The organism is Micromonospora sp. RTGN7 (genome assembly GCF_033804645.1).
GTDB lineage: Bacteria > Actinomycetota > Actinomycetes > Mycobacteriales > Micromonosporaceae > Micromonospora.
On the sequence record NZ_JAPZLF010000002.1, the window covers coordinates 207,688 to 226,220 of the forward strand.

Sequence of the window (18,533 nt, forward strand, 5' to 3'; positions counted from 1 at the left end):
CCCGTCACGCGGCTGAGCTGGGGTTCCTCCGACGAACGGAGGAAGCGCCCGCCGATGGTCCACTGTGGTCCCGTCGGCCGGACCGCAAAATGGCCAACCAGTGCGGTACCCGAGCAATCAGGTCGATGGGTAGCGTGTCGGGCACCTGGGGAGCTGGAGGAACATTGGCGACGCTGCTGCGTGACCTGATCGACATACCGACGTCCGTCGGCGAGGGCGACTTCGTGGTGAAGGCGGCCGAGGGCGCCGACCTGAGCAGATACGTCGTCACCGATCAGCTTCGGGAGAGCTTCGCCAAGGCGCTGGGCCGGGTCGGGCACGCCGTCAACACCGGCCGCTCCCAGGCGATGTTCCTGCACGGCTCGTTCGGCTCCGGCAAGTCGCACTTCATGTCGGTGCTGCGGGAGATCCTCGCGCACAACCCCAGGGCCCGGAAGATCCCCGGGCTGGACGGTGCGGCCGTCGCCGCCGACAACTGGCTGCCCGACCGGAAGTTCCTCACCCTGACCCTGCACATGCTCGACGCGCGCTCGGTGGAGCAGGCGATCCTGGAGGGGTACCTGCGCCACGTCACCGCAGCCCACCCGGACGCGCCGCTCCCCGCCGTACACCGCTCGGACGCGCTGCTGGGCAACGCCGCAGGCCTGCGCCGGACGCTCGGTGACGAGAAGTTCTTCGAGAACCTGGGCGGCGGCACCGTCACGGGCGGCGGGCTGGCGGCGAGGCGGGCCCAGGCCGAGGGCTGGACCCCGCAGCGGTACGCCGAGGCCGCCGCGCAGCCGCCCGGCACCAAGGAGCGCGACGCGCTGGTCAGCGCCCTCACCCAGGCGTTCTTCAGCGGCGCGGTGCACAGCGCCGAGTACCTCGACCTCGACACCGGCCTCGCCGTCATCACCCGGCACGCCAAGTCCCTCGGGTACGACGCGATCGTGCTCTTCCTCGACGAGCTGATCCTCTGGCTCTCCGGCCGGATCGCCGACCACACCTTCGTCAACACCGAGGGCGCCAAGCTCAACAAGCTGGTCGAGTCCGCCGACGCCACCCGCCCGCTGCCCCTGGTCTCCTTCGTGGCCCGCCAGCGCAACCTGGAGGAGTTCCTCGGCCCGCAGGTCGGCGGCACCGAGCGGGAGGCACTGGCGCAGGTGATGCGCAGCGTTCAGGGGCGGTTCGGGGAGATCGTCCTCGCCGACACCAACCTGCCCGAGATCACCGAGGGGCGGCTGCTCAAGCCGAACGACGAGACGGCCCGCGCGGTCATCGACAACGCCTTCGCCGCGGTCCGGCACAACCGCGAGGTGTGGGACATCCTGCTGCTCGGCGCGCAGTACGGCGACGCCGGCATCGGCTCCGACGCCACCGCCTTCCGGCAGCTCTACCCCTTCTCGCCGGCCCTCGTGGCCACCCTCGTCGCGCTCTCCCAGGCGTTGCAGCGTGAGCGGACGGCGCTGAAGGTGATGACGGAGCTGCTGGTCGAGCGGCGGGACACCCTGCGGGTCAACGACCTGATCGGGGTCGCGGCCCTGTTCGACCCGCTGGTGCTGCACGGCGAGCTGCCCGACCGCCCGGAGCTGCGTCAGAAGTTCGAGGCCGCCCGCACGCTCTACCTGCGCAAGCTGCGCCCGATCCTGCTCACCCTCAGCGGCATCGACGAGGAGAGGGCCGCCCCGCACACGCAGTTCCAGCTCGACGACAAGCTGGTCAAGACCATCGTGCTCGGCGCCCTGGTGCCCGAGGTGCCGGCCCTGCACAACCTCACCGCCGCCAAGCTGCACGCGCTGAACTTCGGCTCCATCGCCTCGCCGATCCCCGGCTACGAGAACACGATCGTGCTCCAACGGCTGCGCAAGATCGAACAGGACGCCGGCGAGCTGCACCTGACCGACGACCACGACCCGGTCGTGTCGCTCAAGCTGCACACCGTCGACTTCGACAAGTTGCTCGACCTGGTGCCGCACAACGAAACCTCGGCCGGCGTACGGCAGCAGTTGCTCCGGGAGCTGATCAGCGCCGAGATGGGCCTGACTGGCAGCGAGGGCAGCCACGGCGAGCTGCAGCAGCCGCGCGACTGGCGGGGCCGGCGGCACGTCGTCCAGGTGAAGTTCGGCAACGTGCGGGACCCCGACGCGATGCCGATCGCCGCGCTGCTCGCCCCCGGCGAGTCCTGGCGGATCGTCGTGGACTACCCGTTCGACCCGCAGGACTACCCACGCAGCGCCGACCGGGCCCGGATCGAGGAACTGCCCCGGGGCTCCAACACGGTGTTCTGGCTGCCGCTCTACCTCACCGACGACATGATGGGCCGGGTCGCCCAGCTTGCGAAAATCAACTACCTGCTCGGCATCGGCGGCGCGGGGGAGCGCCTCAACACCCTCGCCGCCGACTGGCCCAAGGCCGACCGGCAGCAGGGCCGCGTCTACCTGCTGCAGCGGCAAACCCAGCTCCGTGAGGGCCTGATCACCGCGCTCAAGCAGGCGTACGGGGCGGCCAACGCGCTGCCCTCCGACGTGCACGAGGACACCGTCGGAGTGCTGCACACCCTGGCCGAGGGGCTGCGCATCGGCGACCCCCGGGGCGGAACGCTTGCTGACGCGTTCAAGAACCTCACCGCCGAGCTGCTGGAATGGTCGTACCCGGGCACGCCGGCCCTGCCGGTGGACGAGAAGCCGCTCACCCGCGGCGACCTGGGCAAGGTCTTCGAGTACGCGAAGCAGGCCGCCGCCGACCCCACCCACGGCGTCTCCGTCGCGACCCCCGCCGACCAGCGGATGCTCCGCCGGATCTGCAACCCGCTGCAGCTCGGCGAGCTGATCGACAACCGTTACGTGCTCACCATGAGCACCTGCTACTGGAGCAGGCACCTGCTGCAGGAGGCGGCCAAGGAGGACTACCGGGATCACTTCCCCGTGCACCGGCTCCGGAAGTTGTTGGACGTGCCGAAGCGGCGCGGCTTCGACCGCGACCTGCAGAACCTGATCATCGCCGTCTTCGCCTTCGAGCAGCAGTTGAGCTGGTACGACAGTGGCCGGAAGGTCAACGTCGTCGCGGTGAACGGCGTGGAGGACCGCTTCGAGCTGCGGCACCCGCCGATGCCGACGGAGGAGGCGTGGAAGACGGCCGTGCAGTTCGGGCAGCCTTTCTTCGGCGAGGTGCTGCCCCAGTTCCGCAACCCGGCCAACCTCGTGGACCTGGCCGGGAGGATGCGGAAGGTCGCCACCACGTACGCCGAGACCGCCGGGAAACTCGTGGCCAGCCTGAAGGAACACGCCACGCTGCTCGGCCTAGATTCGGACGCGGAGGTCGGCCTCAATTCGGACGCGCAGGTCGGTCGGCTCGCCACCGCCCTGCGGGTCGCCGAGCTGCTCACCCAGGTCAAGGCCGAACGGGACGACGTGGTGCTCGTCGGCGTGGTCGCCGAAGGGGAGCAGCGCCTCGGCGGCCTGGACGGCCTGGCCGCGAGCAGCGTCTACAAGCAGGCCGGGAAGCTCGTCACGGCGCTGACCGCCACGCAGTGGCCGCTGCTCAGTGCCGTGCGGCAGCGGGCCGCCTCCGATTCCCGCGCTCAAGCCGTCCTTGACCGACTGCAAACCGCCGCACGAGACGAGCAGCACGGCTCCGACCTGGCCAGGGCGTTGCAGGAGGCGGTCGCCGCCGCAGCCGCCCTGCTGGCCGAGGACAATCGGCCGGTCGTATCCCCGAACCCGCCGGTCGTCGACCCACCGCCGGTCGTACCCCCGAACCCGCCGGTCGTCGACCCGCCGGCCGTGATCGACCCGCCGCCGGTCATCCCGAAGCCGCGCGATCCCAGGGACCCGGTTCTTCTACCACCCGCGCCACCCGCCGCCCACCAGGCGGTCGTGACCGGCGCGGAGGAACTGAACCTGCTCGTCGGCGCGCTGCGGGTCGAGGTCGACGCCGGCAGGCGGGTCACCGTCACCTGGCAGGTCGAGGACTCGGAGCGCCGCCCGTGAGCCTCACACGGGCCGCCGTCCGCCCGGCGGCCGTACGGCGAAAGGTCGAGGCGTGGCTCGCCGAGCGCGACGACAGCGACGCCATCGTGCTGCACGCCCGCCCCGAGTGGACCGACGAGCCGGTGCTCACCGTGGGGGACACCCCGGTGCGGATCGTGCCCTGCCGGACGCCGATCGCCGCCCGGGCCGCGCTCGCCGACCGGGCCGCGCACGAGAAACTCGTCCTGCTGACTGACCTGACCGACATGGAACTGGGCGACGGCCTGCTGACCCACGTCAGCATGCAGAAGGGGCGTAGCGTCGACCCGTGGGACGTGGTCACCCAGGTGTTCGGCGGTCAGGTGCGGCTCGACTCGACCCTGGTGCGCACCGGCCGTTGGGTCGCCGACGCCCTCACCGATCTCGCCCCGGTTAAGGGCTGGGCCCCGCCCGCAGGCCTCATCCTCACCCGGGACCACGCCCTGCGGCACCTCGCCGGGGCGGTGCTCGGCCTCGACCCCGACGAGCTGGACGGCGCCGGGCTCCTGCAGTGGAGCACCGACGCACGCACCCAACTTCGCTTCGCCGACCTGCCGGCCGAGTGGACCGACGGGATCGCCGCGTTCCTCGCCGAGGTGGCCGGCCCGGTCGCCGTGCCGGTCCTCGCCGCCGTCCGGGCCGGGCACGGCATCGACGCCATCCCGCTCGGCCTGCTCGCCGAGGTGCTCCGGCCCAGAGGCGGCGAGCAGCGGCCCGACGTGGAGCTGGTGGTCGCCCGGACCCGGCTCGAACCACGCTTCGGCGGCACCCGACTGACGGAGGCGCAGGCGACCGCTTTCGGGGAGGCCACGGAGGCATGGATCTACCGGGCCCTCGACGGCGACGACGCAGTACGCCACGACGCGTATCGGATGCTGCGCCGGGCCGAGGAGATCGCCGCCGAGATCGACGTCGCCGGGCGGCTCGCCGCGTCGACCCTCCTGCCGGCCGGCTTCACCCAACGGATGCGCGCGTTCGGGGCCGCGGTGCGGCTCGCCGTCCCGGTGGTCGGGGCGGGGTCCGCCGCTGAGCTGATCGAACGGGTGCAGGACCGGCTCGCCGAGGTCGAGGCCCACCGGTCGGCCGACCGGTCCCGGGTGGAGACCGCCAGGATGGGCGTTCGGCTGCTGCGGTGGCTGGCCGTGCCCGAGGGGCCCGCCCCCGCCACCATCCTCGACGCCGTGCACCGGCAGGTCCGCGACGACGGATGGGTCGACCGCGCCCGGCTGGACGTCTTCGCCGGCGACGTCGACCAGCAGGTTGCGCAGGCGTACCGGCTGCTGCACGCGGCCGTCGACGCCCGTCGCGCCCGACACGACCGCCACTTCGCCGAGCTGCTGCAGGACGTGACCGGTGCCGAGCGGGAACCCGGTGCCCTGCTGCGGGTGGAGGACGTGCTGGACCGCGTCGTCCGTCCCGTCCTGGACGGCGGGCGCCGGGTCCTGATGCTCGTCCTCGACGGCATGGGCACGGCGGCGGGCATCGAGATCGCCGACTCCCTGCACCGCAGCGCGGTCTGGACCGAACTGACCCCCGGCGGTGGCCCGCGCACCGGGGTCCTCGCCGCGCTGCCGACCGTCACGCAGGTCAACCGGTGCAGCCTGTTCAGCGGGCGGATCGCCGTCGGCGACCGTGGCGCCGAGCTGCGCGCCTTCCGCGAGCAGTTCCCGGGCAGCGTGCTGCTGCACAAGTCCGACCTGCGAACCCCGGCCGGGCAGGCCGTCGACCCCGAGGTGGCCGCCGCCATCGCCGACCCCGCCGTCCCGCTGGTCGCCGCAGTCATCAACACCATCGACGACGCCCTGGACCGCAGCGACCCCGGCACCACCGAGTGGAGCACGGAGACCGTCAACGGGCTGCGGGACCTGCTCGCGGTCGCGCAGGACCGGGTCGTGGTGCTGGTCTCCGACCACGGCCACGTCGTCGACCGGGGCACTGAGGCGGTCCTGGTGCCCTCCGACTCCAGCGAGAACCGGTGGCGCCCGGCGACGGGCGAACCCGGCGACGGCGAGCTGCTCTTCCGGGGCAGCCGGGTGGCGCTCGCCGGTGGGAAGGCGATCCTGCCCTGGCGGGAGGAGCTTCGGTACGGCCCGCGCAAGGCCGGATACCACGGCGGCGCAGCTCCCGCCGAGGCTGTGATCCCACTGCTGCTCTTCGCGGTGCACGACGAGAACGCCGTCCCGGGGTGGGCGGGAGCGCCCGTGTCCAGCCCCGAGTGGTGGCGCGAGCCGCTGCGGCCGGCGGCGGGCGAGGCAACCCCCAGCGGGGCCGCCCAACCGGAGAACAGGCGTTCCACTCGCCGCCTCGCCCGGCCCGTCGTCCAGGACGAGGGCCTGTTCGACCTGCCCGCCCCGACTGCCGTGCCGGCCCCGCCCGAACCGTCGGCCACGGCCGATCCCGCGACGGTCCTCGTCGACGCCCTGCTGGCCAGCCCGGTGTACGCCGACCGCCGGGGCACCCGGGCGCCCCTGCCCGACGAGCGGGTGGCCGCCATGGTCGCCACCCTCCTCGCCGGCAACGGGCGGGCGACCCTGGAGACGCTGGCGACCCGGGCCGGCGTACCCGTGCACCGGGTTTTCGGCACGTTCACCGCCCTGCGCCGCCTGCTGCAGGTCGAGGGGTACCCCGTGCTCAGCCTGGACCCCGACGGGCGGACCGCCAAGCTCGACATCGCCCTGATGGTCGAGCAGTTCGGGCTGGAGGCCACGTGGCGGTAGAGGTCAGTGCCCGGCGGCGCAGGGACATCGTGGACGCCCTCCGCCGGGGCGCGGTGCCCGCCAACGGCCTGGACGCCCTCGCCGTCGGACTGGACCGCTTCACCTCCACCCTCGACGAAGATCTGGAGCGGGTCGCCGGGGGCGGCAGCGTGTTCAAAGCCGTGCGGGGCGAGTACGGCGCAGGAAAGACCTTCCTCACCCGGTGGCTGGGGGAGCGGGCGAAGCGCCGGGGATTCGCGGTGGCCGAGGTGCAGGTCTCCGAGCTGGAGACGCCGCTGCACCGGATGGAGACCGTCTACCGCCGGCTCGTCGAACAGTTGACGACCGAGCAGTTCGCGCCAAGCGCGCTGCGTCCGGTCCTCGATGGGTGGATCTTCGCTCTCGAGGAGGACGTGCTGGCCGCCGGCGCGGCCGCCGAAGCCGACGCGGACGGGCTCGACCGGGCGGTCGGCGAGCTGCTCGAGCGCCGCCTGGCGGACATCTCCCGAAGCACACCCGGCTTCGCGGCCGCGCTGCGCGGCTACCGGACGGCCGTCGCCTCCAACGACCAGGTGACCGCCGGAGGGTTGGCGGCCTGGCTGGGCGGGCAGCCTCACGTCGCGGCCTCGGTGCGACGGGCCTCCGGGGTCAAGGGGGACCTCGACCACTTCGGGGCGCTCAGCTTCCTGCAGGGCCTGCTGACGGTGCTCCGCGACAGCGGGCATCCCGGCCTGCTCCTGGTCCTCGACGAAGTCGAGACCCTGCAGCGAGTGCGGTCGGACGCCCGCGACAAGGCCCTCAACGCGCTGCGGCAACTGGTCGACGACATCTACGCCGGGCGCTTCCCGGGCCTGTTCCTGCTGATCACCGGCACCCCGGCGTTCTTCGACGGCCAGCAGGGTGTGCAGCGGCTCGCGCCGCTGGCCCAGCGCCTCGCTACCGACTTCGGCCCGGAACCGCGCTGGGACAACCCCCGCGCCACCCAGCTCCGCCTCCCAGGCTTCACCGAGGCCGCCCTGGTCCAACTCGGCATCCGAGTACGCGAGATATACGGCAGCGACCGGGTGACCAGCGTGGTCGGCGACGACTATCTCACCGAACTCGCCCGGGCCGTCGCCGGCCGGCTGGGTGGTCAGGTCGGGGTCGCCCCCCGGGTCTATCTCAAGAAGCTCGTCGCCGACGTCTTCGACCGGGTGGACCAGTTCGCCGACTGGAATCCCCGGGAGCACTACGCGCTGACGCTGCGCTCCGACGAACTGACGGAGGTCGAGCGGAACGCCGCCTCGGCCGACGACGTCAACCTGACCCTGTGAACGAAGAGACCCTGCTCGACCCGGTGGTGCTGCACCACGTCGTCAACAGCCTCGGCTGGCCGGAGCTGCGACCGCTGCAACGAGACGCGATCGGGCCGCTGCTCGACGGGAACGACGCGTTGCTGCTCGCCCCGACGGCGGGTGGGAAGACCGAGGCGGCGGTGTTTCCGCTGCTGTCGCGGATGGCACGGGAGGACTGGACCGGCACCTCGGTGCTCTACCTGTGCCCGCTCAAGGCCCTGCTCAACAACCTGCATCCCCGCCTCGAGCAGTACGCCGGCTGGCTGGGCCGCACCGCCGCGCTCTGGCACGGCGACGTCAACACTGCCGCCCGGCGAGCCGTGCTCTGGCAGCGCCCCGACATCCTGCTGACCACGCCCGAGTCTCTCGAGGCGATGCTGGTGAGCGTCAACGTCGACCACCGTCGCTTCTTCGCCGGGCTGCGGACGGTGGTGGTCGACGAGGTCCACGCCTTCGCCGGGGATGACCGCGGCTGGCACCTGCTCGCGGTGCTGGAGAGGCTGACCCGGGTCGCCGGCCGGCCGCTGCAAAGGGTGGGGCTCTCCGCGACCGTCGGGAACCCGGCGGAACTGCTGACCTGGCTGCAGGGCTCGGTGGCGGGCGGGCGGCCGGGGCGGGTCATCGCTCCCGAGGTGCTCGCCGCCGCTTACGCTTCTCCAGAGACCACCAGCCCGCCACCCGGCGAGATCGAACTCGACTACGTCGGGTCGCTGTTCAACGCGGCGAAGGTGATCTCCGCCCTACACGCCGGCGAGAAGCGGCTGGTCTTCTGCGAGTCCCGGCAGACCGTCGAGGAACTCGGTCAACTGCTGCGGGAACGCGGGGTGACCACCTTTCTGTCGCACGCCTCCCTCTCCGCCGACGAGCGACGCCGCTCCGAACAGGCGTTCACCGAGGCGCGGGACTGCGTCATCGTCTCCACCAGTACCCTCGAACTCGGCATCGACGTCGGTGACCTGGACCGGGTCGTCCAGATCGACGCACCCGCCACCGTGGCGTCGTTCCTGCAGCGGCTCGGCCGCACCGGCCGCCGCCCGGGCAGCACCCGGAACTGCCTGTTCCTGTGCCGTACCGGGCAGGAACTGACCCGGGCGGCAGCGCTGCTGACGTTGTGGGCGCGCGGCTGGGTCGAACCGGTCGTCCCGCCGCCGGAGCCCCGACACATCGTCGCCCAGCAGATGCTCGCGCTCTGCCTGCAGGAGCACCGAGTCGGTGACCGTCTCTGGGCGCAGGCGTGGAACGGCCTCGCGCCCTTCGGCCCCGGGGCCGAGCCGATCGTCCGACATCTTCTCGACCACGGCTACCTCGACAGCGACGGCGGGATGCTGTTCATCGGGCCGGAGGCGGAGCGACGGTTCGGACGGCGGCACTTCATGGACATGACGGCCGTCTTCACCGGGCCACCGGAGTTCACCGTCCTGCACGGCCGTCAGGAACTGGGCCGGATCGACCCCAGCCTCCTCACCGAGGAGGTATACGGCGATCGGCTGCTGTTGCTCGGCGGGCGGAGCTGGCGGGTCACGTACGTCGACTGGCGCCGGCGGCGCTGCTTCGTGGAGCCGGCCGACGACGGCGGCCGGGCCCGGTGGACCTCGCTGGGCTGGGTGGGTTGGAGCCACCCGCTCACCCGTGCGATGCGGGACGTCCTCCTAGGCGAGGACCCACCGGTCCGGCTGACCGGGCGGGCGGTGGAACGGCTGGCGGCGGAACGGGCCGACCGGTCGACCGTGGTCCACCCCGGCGGAAGCCTCGTCGTCCGAGCCCCGAACGGCGACCTGGCCTGGTGGACGTGGGCGGGCCTGCGGGCGAACGCGACCCTGACCGCGACCCTGAGCGAGGTCGTCGATCCGATGCAGCGGTTCGACGACTACACGATCCGGCTCCGCGCCGACCTGGACCGGACGCAGTGGCGGGCCCTGGTCGCCGACGCGGAACAGCGGATCTGTCTGCCCGAGGTCAGCGCGCGGGCTCTGGCTGGGCTGAAGTTCGGCGTCGCGCTGCCGGAGCGGCTCGCCCGCGCGACCCTCGCGGCCCGCCTCACGGACGTGTCCGGCGCGGTGGCCGTACTGGAAGATCCGGTCCGGTTCGTCGCACTGACAGGTTGATGGCTTCCCGCGACTGCCGTACGTCGGCTGGATGCGCCCCGAGTAGTTCGCGCGCCCGCCCCCGATGCGCGCCCGGCCCCGATCGTCGGCGAGGATCTGCCAAGATCGGGCGGGCCACGGTGCCGGAAGACCGGCTCGCCGACGCCGCACCACGGAGGGGGAGCCATGCTCGCGGAGCACGTGCGGGACGCCTCGGCCACAGCAGTTATCTTCGGCTTCTTCGCCTCGAGCTGGTTCGGCTGGGCCCAGGAGGCGCCGCCCAGAAGTTGGCGCCCGGTGCTCGTCGTCGGATCGGTGCTCTCGCTGCTCACCGCCGTCGCCGCCGGGGTTCTCACCTGGCGTCGCTGGTCCGACCCGACGGCCTTCGACGCCGACACCAGTCGCACCTTCGGCCTGATCGTCGGCATCGAGTTCGCCGTCGCGGCCCTCGGTGCCGGGCTGCTCGCCCTGCGCCGTCGCCGGGAGCTGATCCCCGTCTGGGTCGCGCTCGTGGTGGGGGTGCACCTGTTCCCGGTCGCGGCACTGCTCGACTATCCGTTGATCCATGTGGTCGCCGCCCTGGTGACGGCGGTGGCGCTGGCGGCGGTGCCGGTCGCCCGGGCCCGCGCCGTGCCGGTGAGTGCGGCGGTCGGGATCGGCGCGGGCGGGGTGTTGCTCGCCGCTGCGGTGGCGTCGCTGGTCATCGCCCTGGTCGGGTACTGAGCGTCAGTCGCGGGCGGTGCCGGAACCCTGCCGGACGCGGGCCCCGCGCCCGCTCCGGCACCCGGCCGGTAGGCGCCGACCGCTGCTGATCGAGGGCAGTGACTGCGCGATCTCCGGTTGACCTGCTGCGTTCCCGAGCCAGCGGGGTAGGGCGGTGCCGCCGGCCAACGGTGCCCTGGCGTGGGTCGGAGCCGGCAACCCGGCTGCCGGTCCGGGTCCTATCCTGCGTACATGTCGATCAATGATCGGGATCTTGTCATTGCTGCGGCGCGGGCGGGAGCCGCTGTCGTGCGCACGCAGTACGGCGCGTCGTCGGCGCGTTTCGAGAAGGATGGCGGTGACTTCGCCACCGCCGCCGACATCGAGGCCGAGAAAGTCATCGTCGATATCCTTCGCGCCGCTCGGCCGGGCGACGCCGTGGTGGGCGAGGAGAGTGGCCGCACGGGCTCCGGCGATGCCGGGCGGGTGTGGCTGGTCGATCCGCTCTGCGGAACGCTGAACTACGCGGTGCGCAGCATGCTGGTCGCGGTGAATGTCGCGCTGCGGACGGGCCGGGAGGTCGCGGTGGCGGCCTCGGCCGACCCGTTCACCGACGAGGTTTTCTGGACCGAGGGTGCGGGCGCGTGGGTGCGCCGCGACGGCGTGGACGAGCCGCTCGTGCCGTCGGGCGACTCACGGTTGGTGGACGTCAACCTTGATCCACCGTTTCCGAACGCCCCCGGCTTCCGGGCTGTCCGGCTGCTCGCCGACGCGGGGTTCGTCGAGCGGTTCCGCCCGCGCGTGGTCTCCACCACCCTGGCCGTGGCCTGGGTGGCTGCGGGGCGACGGGCCGCGTACGTGACCGACGGCCACCTCCGGGACAGCGTGCACTTCGCCAGCGGTATCGCCCTGTGCCGGGCGGCCGGCTGCGTGGTGACCGGCCTCCAGGGGCAGCCGCTGCACACCGGCGCGGGCGGGCTCGTCGTGGCCGCCGACCGGGAGACGCATGCCGCGCTGCTGGCACTCATCGGCAACCAGTCCGCCACGTAGCCCTGGATCAGCGGTGAGAAGGGGCACCTTCTATACCGCAGGCGTTAATAAGGTGCCCTTCCTTTCACTCAGGCACCCGGCGGTAGGCGCCGTCGCTGGCTGAGGTGGCCATCGAGGCGTACGCGCGCAGCGCCGCGGACACCGGCCGTACGCGGTCGACCGGGGTGTATGGCTTGTCGCGCTTCTCCTGGGCGTTGCGGCGGGCCGCCAGCACGTCATCGGGCACGTTCAGCTTGATCGACCGGGCCGGGATGTCGATGACGATCTCGTCGCCGGTCTCGACCAGGGCGATCAGGCCGCCGGAGGCCGCCTCGGGAGAGACGTGCCCGATGGAGAGGCCGGAGGTGCCGCCGGAGAACCGGCCGTCGGTGAGCAGCGCGCAGGCCTTGCCCAGCCCGCGGCCCTTGAGGAACGAGGTGGGGTAGAGCATCTCCTGCATGCCGGGGCCGCCCCGGGGGCCCTCGTACCGGATCACCACCACGTCGCCGGCCACGATCTCCTTGGCCAGGATGGCCGTGACGGCGTCGTCCTGCGACTCGTACACCTTGGCCGGGCCGTGGAAGGTCAGGCACTCCTCGGGCACGCCGGCGGTCTTCACCACGCTGCCCTCCGGGGCGAGGTTGCCGTGCAGGATGGCCAGCCCGCCATCCGCGCTGTAGGCGTGGGCGAGGTCGCGCACGCAGCCGCCCGCCGCGTCAGTGTCCAGGGTGGACCAGCGGTTGGTGGTGGAGAACGGCTGAGTGGTGCGCACCCCGCCGGGGGCGGCGTGGAACAGTTCCAGGGCCTCGGGGGTGGCCGATCCGCCCCGCACGTCCCAGTCGGCGAGCCATCGCGTGAGGCTGGGGGAGTGCACGGCGTGCACGTCCCGGTGCAGCAGGCCGGCACGGTCCAGCTCGCCGAGGATGGCCGGGATGCCGCCGGCCCGGTGCACGTCCTCCATGTGGTAATTCGGCGAGTTCGGGGCGACCTTGGCCAGGCAGGGCACCCGCCGGGAGATCGCGTCGATGTCGGCCACGGTGAAGTCCATCTCGGCTTCCCGGGCGGCGGCGAGCAGGTGCAGGATCGTGTTGGTCGACCCGCCCATCGCCACGTCCAGGGCGACCGCGTTCTCGAACGCGGCCCGGTCGGCGGTCTGCCGGGGCAGCACCGAGGCGTCGTCGCCGTCGTACCAACGCTTGGCGATCTCCACGACGGTGTGGCCGGCCTCGACGAAGAGCGACCGCCGCGCGGCGTGGGTGGCCAGCGTCGAGCCGTTGCCGGGCAGGGCCAGGCCGATGGCCTCGGTGAGGCAGTTCATCGAGTTGGCGGTGAACATGCCGGAGCAGGAGCCGCAGGTCGGGCAGGCCGAGCGCTCGATCTCGCCGAGCTGGTCGTCGGTGACCGCGTCGTTGGACGAGGCGACCATGGCATCGATCAGGTCGATCTTGGAGTGGACGATCCCCTCGATCGCGGTGGTCTTCCCGGCCTCCATCGGGCCGCCGGAGACGAAGACGGTGGGGATGTTCAGCCGCAGCGCGGCCAGCAGCATGCCGGGGGTGATCTTGTCGCAGTTCGAGATGCAGACCAGGGCGTCCGCGCAGTGCGCGTTGACCATGTATTCCACCGCGTCGGCGATCAGCTCCCGGCTGGGCAGGGAGTAGAGCATTCCGCCGTGGCCCATCGCGATGCCGTCGTCGACCGCGATCGTGTTGAACTCCCGGCCCACCCCGCCGGCCTCGGCCACCGCGTCGGCGACGAGACCGCCCATGTCCTTGAGATGTACGTGCCCGGGCACGAACTGGGTGAAGCTGTTGGCGATGGCGACGATCGGCTTGCCGAAGTCGTCGTCGGTCATCCCGGTGGCCCGCCATAGGGCCCGGGCGCCGGCCATCGTCCGGCCGTGCGTGGAGGTTCTCGACCGCAGCTCAGGCATGCGTACCAGTCTTACACCGTCGCCCCGGGCGCTCCCAGCGGGCGCGCTCCGTGTCCCAACAGTTGCACACCCGGCCCCCACGCCGTGCGGGCATCCGGCAGAGTTGGGGCGTGCACTTCCCCCCCGGCATGACCGCCGTCGCGGTGCTGAGCGGCATCGTCGCCGCCGGCGCCACCGCACTGTTGATCGTCGTTGCCCGCCGGGCCGGGCGCACGTGCGGGCAGACCGCTGTGCTGGTCGCCGCCGCCGCGGTGTTCGCGCTGTTCGCCCTGCTGGTCGGGGTGACCGTGGCGCTCGGTGGCGAGGGGCTCCGGCAGGGGCAACGCACCGGCTGGGCCACCCCGGTCGCCATTGCCACCGCGGCGAGCACGTTGGCCTTCGGCGCGGGCCTGCTCCGGCTGCCCGGCGCGGTGGTCACCCGGGCGGCGACGGCCCGGCTGGTGCTCGACGGCCTGATCATGGGGACCGCGCTCTGGTTCGTCGGCTGGGTGCTCTTCTCCGAGCCGACCCGGCTGCTCGCCGGAATGGCCCCGGTGGCCTGCCCGCAGATCCTGCTGACCACCGTGAGTGTCGCGTTCACCGCCGGGCTCACCCTGATCGTGCTGGTGCGGGCCGCCGGGCCCCGCCGCCGACTGGCCTGGCTCGGCACCGGTATCACGGCGGTGACGTGCGGGGGCCTCGGTATCGCCGCCGGGCTCTGCCAGGCCATGCCGGGGCTGGTCCTGGGCGGTGCCGTGCTGATCGCGGCCGGGCTGGCGACCGCCGCGCTGGCCGTGCACCGGGCCGTTCCGCCCGGGCAGATCGACGTCGACCTGATCCGCCGGGACGGCGCGTACGCCTTCGTGCCGATGCTCGCGATGGCCGCCTCGGCGATGTACCACCTCATCCAGGGCGGCCGGTTCGATGCGCTGGGCATCGTCGCCGGCAGCATCGAGGGGTTCGCGCTGGTGACCCGGCAGTACCTCGCCCTGCACGACGTGCGCCGGTACGCGGTGCGGCTGGCGGAGCGGGAGGCGCACTTCCGGGAGTTGGCGCACACCGACCCGCTGACCGGCCTGGCGAACCGGCGGGGTCTGCTGCGCGCCCTGCAGCGGAGCACCGGTGCCGGCGACCCGTGCGTGCTGCTCGGGCTGGACCTGGACGGCTTCAAGAACGTCAACGACATGCGCGGGCACGACGTGGGCGACGAGGTGCTGGCCGAGGTGGGCCGGCGGCTCGGCGACAACCTGCGCCCCGGCGACCTGGCCGCCCGGCTCGGCGGGGACGAGTTCGCGGTGCTCGTGTCCGGTCGTCCGGCCGAGGCGGGGCGGGTCGCCGAGCGGCTGCTCGGGGTGCTCGGCCGCCCGTACGAGCAGCCGGGCGGGCCGGTCTTCATCTCGGTCAGCATCGGCGTCGCCGGGCAGCCCGACGAGCCGGACACCGAGCTGCTGCTGCGCCACGCCGACCTGGCCCTGCGCTACGCCAAGCAGCGCGGCAAGAACCGGATCGAGCACTACGACGTGGCGTACGACCAGCTGCTGCGCCGTCGGAACATGCTGGAACACGAGATGCGCGGGGCGATCGAGCGCGACGAGCTGCGACTGGTGTTCCAGCCGGTGGCGTCGCTGCCGTCGGTGCGTCCGGTGGGCGCGGAGGCGCTGCTGCGCTGGCGTCACCCGGAGCTGGGCAACGTCCGGCCGGACGAGTTCATCCCGCTGGCCGAGGAGTGCGGGATGATCGCCAAGCTCGGCGCGTGGGTGCTGCACCAGGCGTGTTACCAGCTCTCCCGCTGGCTGGCCGACGGGCACGACGTCTGGGTGTCGGTGAACGTCTCGCCCCGGGAGCTGCACGCCCCGGAGTACGTCGTCCAGGTCGCCGAGGCGTTGCGCGCCCACCACGTGCCACCGCAGCGGCTGGTGCTGGAGGTCACCGAGCACGCCGTCGCCACCGACCTGGACGAGCTGGTCCGGCGGCTGACGGCGCTGCGACGCACGGGTGTCCGGATCGCCCTCGACGACTTCGGCGCCGGATACTCGTCGCTGGGTCAGCTGCGCCGGCTGCCGATCGACATCCTCAAGATCGACCACAGCCTGGTCGCCGAGCACGAGCCGGTCCGCCCGGTGGACACCGACGGCCCGGCGTTCGCCCCGATGGTCGACATCGTCATGCGACTGGGCCACCAGTTGGGCCTGGAGGTGATCGCCGAGGGGGTGACCACCCCCGCCGAACTGGCCGCGGTGGTCGCCGCGGGCTGCCGGTTCGGCCAGGGCGCGCTCTTCGGCTGGGGGGTGCCGGCCGAACACCTGGAGGCGATGTTGGAGGCCGCCACGTCGGTCGGCGCGCGGCCCGCCCCGGTGGCCACGCCGCCCGCCCCGGTGTCGGCGCCGCCCGGCGGGCACCTTTGCGCCCCACCGACCCCCACCGCGTCGGCGCGTCCCCGGCGATTGCCGTCGATGCCCGCCCAGCGCTCCAACGAGGGGGCGTCCGCGCAGCTCGGGTCGGGTGGAGGGGGCGGGTCGGAGGGTGCCTTGCCGACATCCGTGAACCACAATGTGGGATCAGTTGACTCATCGCGTGAGATGCGGCAGGCTTGACACATGTCGTCGAACCGGTCTCCGCGAGTACTTACCTAAGCGCACTCTCCGTCGTCGAGAGTGCGCTGGCCCCGTGCATCTGCACGAGGGCCGTTTTTATTGCCATCGGATCCCATCGGGGCGGGCACCGCCCGCGTCGCACCGCTTGAAGAGCACCAGCCACTCCAGCCGGAGGCCTGAACCGTCATGACGAGACCCACACCAGAGACCCTCGCCCACTCCGCCCGCCGGGCCCGTGCCGGCGCCGAGCCGGCGGCCGCCGACCAGGTCGCGCCGCCCGCCAGCGTCCCGGCAGCCCCCGGGGTAGGGCAGACCGTGCCCGCGCAGATCTCCGGGGCCGGTTCGCTCGTGCGGTCCCTCGAGGCGCTCGGCGTCGACGTCGTCTTCGGCATCCCGGGCGGGGCGATCCTCCCGGCGTACGACCCGCTCTACGACTCCGCCGTCCGGCACATCCTGGTCCGCCACGAGCAGGGCGCCGGCCACGCGGCCACCGGATACGCCCAGGCCACCGGCAAGGTCGGCGTCTGCATGGCCACCTCCGGGCCGGGCGCGACGAACCTGGTGACCCCGATCGCCGACGCGTACATGGACTCGGTGGCGATCGTGGCGATCACCGGTCAGGTCCCCCGCCCGGCGATCGGCACGGACGCCTTCCAGGAGGCCGACATCCAGGGCATCACCCTGCCGATCACCAAGCACAACTTCCTGGTGCAGACGCCCGAGGAGATTCCGCAGGTGCTCGCCGAGGCGTTCCACCTGGCCTCGACCGGCCGTCCCGGCCCGGTGCTGGTGGACATCCCCAAGGACGTCCTCCAGGCGCAGACCACGTTCTCCTGGCCGCCGACGCTGGACCTGCCCGGCTACCGGCCGACCCTGCACCCGCACGGCAAGCAGATCCGGGAGGCCGCCCGGCTGATGGCCTCGGCCCGCCGGCCGGTGCTCTACGTCGGCGGTGGCGTGCTCAAGGCCGGGGCCACCGAGGGCCTGCTTCGGCTTGCCGAGATGACCGGCATCCCGGTGGTCACCACGCTGATGGCGCTCGGCGCGTTCCCCGACTCACATCAGCAGCACCTGGGCATGCCCGGCATGCACGGCACCGTGTCGGCGGTCTACGGCCTGCAGAAGTCGGACCTGATCGTGGTGCTCGGCGCCCGGTTCGACGACCGGGTCACCGGCAAGCTGGACTCCTTCGCCCCGGACGCCACCGTCGTGCACGCCGACATCGATCCGGCCGAGATCGGCAAGAACCGGCACGCGGACGTCCCGATCGTCGGCGACGCCCGGCACGTGATCGACGAGCTGATCGCCGCCGTCACCGCCGAGCGGGCCGCCGGCCACGCCGCCGATCTCGCCGACTGGTGGACCCAGCTCGACGACCTGCGCAACCGGTACCCGCTGGGCTACGAGGAGCCGGCCGACGGCACCCTCTCCCCGCAGTACGTGATCGAGCGGCTGGGAAAGATCGTCGGGCCGGACGCCGTCTACGTCGCCGGGGTCGGCCAGCACCAGATGTGGGCGTCGCAGTTCATCTCGTACGAGAAGCCGCACACCTGGCTCAACTCCGGCGGCGCCGGCACCATGGGGTACGCGGTCCCGGCTGCCATGGGGGCCAAGGTCGGCCGGCCCGACACGGTGGTCTGGGCGGTGGACGGCGACGGCTGCTTCCAGATGACCAACCAGGAGCTGGCCACCTGCGCGCTGGAGGGCATCCCGGTCAAGATCGCCGTGATCAACAACGGCAACCTCGGCATGGTCCGGCAGTGGCAGACCCTGTTCTACAACGAGCGGTACTCGAACACCGAGCTGGGCACCCACAAGCACCGCATCCCCGACTTCGTCAAGCTCGCCGAGGCGCTCGGCTGCGTCGGCCTGCGCTGCGAGAACGCGGCGGACGTGGACGCCACCATCGAGGCGGCGATGGCGATCAACGACGCCCCCGTCGTGGTCGACTTCGTGGTCGGCAAGGACGCGATGGTCTGGCCGATGGTGGCCGCCGGCACCAGCAACGACGAGATCATGTTCGCCCGCGGCGTCCGCCCGGCCTTCGACGAGGACGACATGTAGTCATGACCGAATGCACCGAGCGCAGCGAGGGCCATGAGGGCATGACGAGGATGGCAGCTTCATGACCGAATGCACCGAGCGCAGCGAGGGCCATGAGGGCATGGCAAGGATGGCAGCTTCATGACCGAATGC

Annotated in this window: 9 protein-coding genes; 8 read left to right on the top strand and 1 reads right to left on the bottom strand. The window is 72.4% G+C overall.

Going from position 1 to position 18,533, the window contains the following annotated elements:
- The first annotated feature begins 125 nt into the window (after positions 1–125).
- The 6 genes from SNR22_RS04275 (at position 126) to SNR22_RS04300 (ending at position 11,852) form a co-directional block, all read left to right on the top strand.
- Positions 126–3,968 carry a phage resistance protein gene (locus SNR22_RS04275; protein ID WP_320065122.1) on the top strand — a complete coding sequence of 1,281 codons (3,843 nt, stop codon included), beginning with the start codon at positions 126–128 and terminating at the stop codon, positions 3,966–3,968.
- Positions 3,965–6,703, top strand: coding sequence for a BREX-2 system phosphatase PglZ (gene pglZ / locus SNR22_RS04280; RefSeq protein WP_320065123.1), 2,739 nt, complete (start codon positions 3,965–3,967; stop codon positions 6,701–6,703). Before SNR22_RS04275 ends, pglZ begins: the two co-directional genes overlap by 4 nt.
- Positions 6,694–7,995, top strand: coding sequence for a BREX system ATP-binding protein BrxD (gene brxD / locus SNR22_RS04285; protein WP_320065124.1), 1,302 nt, complete (start codon positions 6,694–6,696; stop codon positions 7,993–7,995). The genes pglZ and brxD overlap by 10 nt, the downstream gene beginning before the upstream one ends.
- On the top strand, positions 7,992–10,121 hold the full coding sequence (locus SNR22_RS04290) for a DEAD/DEAH box helicase (RefSeq protein ID WP_320065125.1): 2,130 nt from the start codon (positions 7,992–7,994) through the stop codon (positions 10,119–10,121). The genes brxD and SNR22_RS04290 overlap by 4 nt, the downstream gene beginning before the upstream one ends.
- Before the next feature lie 165 nt (positions 10,122–10,286).
- A complete protein-coding gene (locus SNR22_RS04295) occupies positions 10,287–10,823 on the top strand; it encodes a hypothetical protein (RefSeq protein ID WP_320065126.1) in 537 nt (178 codons plus the stop codon).
- A gap of 231 nt (positions 10,824–11,054) precedes the next feature.
- Positions 11,055–11,852, top strand: a complete 798-nt coding sequence (locus SNR22_RS04300) for an inositol monophosphatase family protein (protein WP_320065127.1) — start codon at positions 11,055–11,057, stop codon at positions 11,850–11,852.
- 64 nt (positions 11,853–11,916) lie between these two features.
- Here the strand turns inward: SNR22_RS04300 and ilvD are convergent, their stop codons facing one another.
- Positions 11,917–13,764: a dihydroxy-acid dehydratase gene (ilvD, locus tag SNR22_RS04305; RefSeq protein ID WP_320065128.1), complete on the bottom strand. Its 1,848-nt coding sequence runs from the start codon at positions 13,762–13,764 to the stop codon at positions 11,917–11,919.
- Positions 13,765–13,874: 110 nt separating this feature from the next.
- On the opposite strand from ilvD, the gene SNR22_RS04310 reads away from it, so the two are divergent.
- Complete coding sequence (locus tag SNR22_RS04310) at positions 13,875–16,337, top strand: putative bifunctional diguanylate cyclase/phosphodiesterase (protein ID WP_413775587.1); 2,463 nt, start codon at positions 13,875–13,877, stop codon at positions 16,335–16,337.
- Between the two features lie 186 nt (positions 16,338–16,523).
- Positions 16,524–18,401 (top strand): acetolactate synthase large subunit, encoded by a 1,878-nt coding sequence (locus SNR22_RS04315; RefSeq protein WP_320065129.1) that lies wholly within the window; start codon positions 16,524–16,526, stop codon positions 18,399–18,401.
- Positions 18,402–18,533 lie beyond the last annotated feature (132 nt).

What these genes read in the sequence shown, in the direction of transcription:
- SNR22_RS04315 (WP_320065129.1), top strand. Translation starts at nt 16,524, where the DNA reads ATGACGAGACCCACACCAGAGACCCTCGCCCACTCCGCCCGCCGGGCC.
- SNR22_RS04300 (WP_320065127.1), top strand. Translation starts at nt 11,055, where the DNA reads ATGTCGATCAATGATCGGGATCTTGTCATTGCTGCGGCGCGGGCGGGA.
- SNR22_RS04295 (WP_320065126.1), top strand. Translation starts at nt 10,287, where the DNA reads ATGCTCGCGGAGCACGTGCGGGACGCCTCGGCCACAGCAGTTATCTTC.
- ilvD (WP_320065128.1), bottom strand. Translation starts at nt 13,764, where the DNA reads ATGCCTGAGCTGCGGTCGAGAACCTCCACGCACGGCCGGACGATGGCC.
- SNR22_RS04275 (WP_320065122.1), top strand. Translation starts at nt 126, where the DNA reads ATGGGTAGCGTGTCGGGCACCTGGGGAGCTGGAGGAACATTGGCGACG.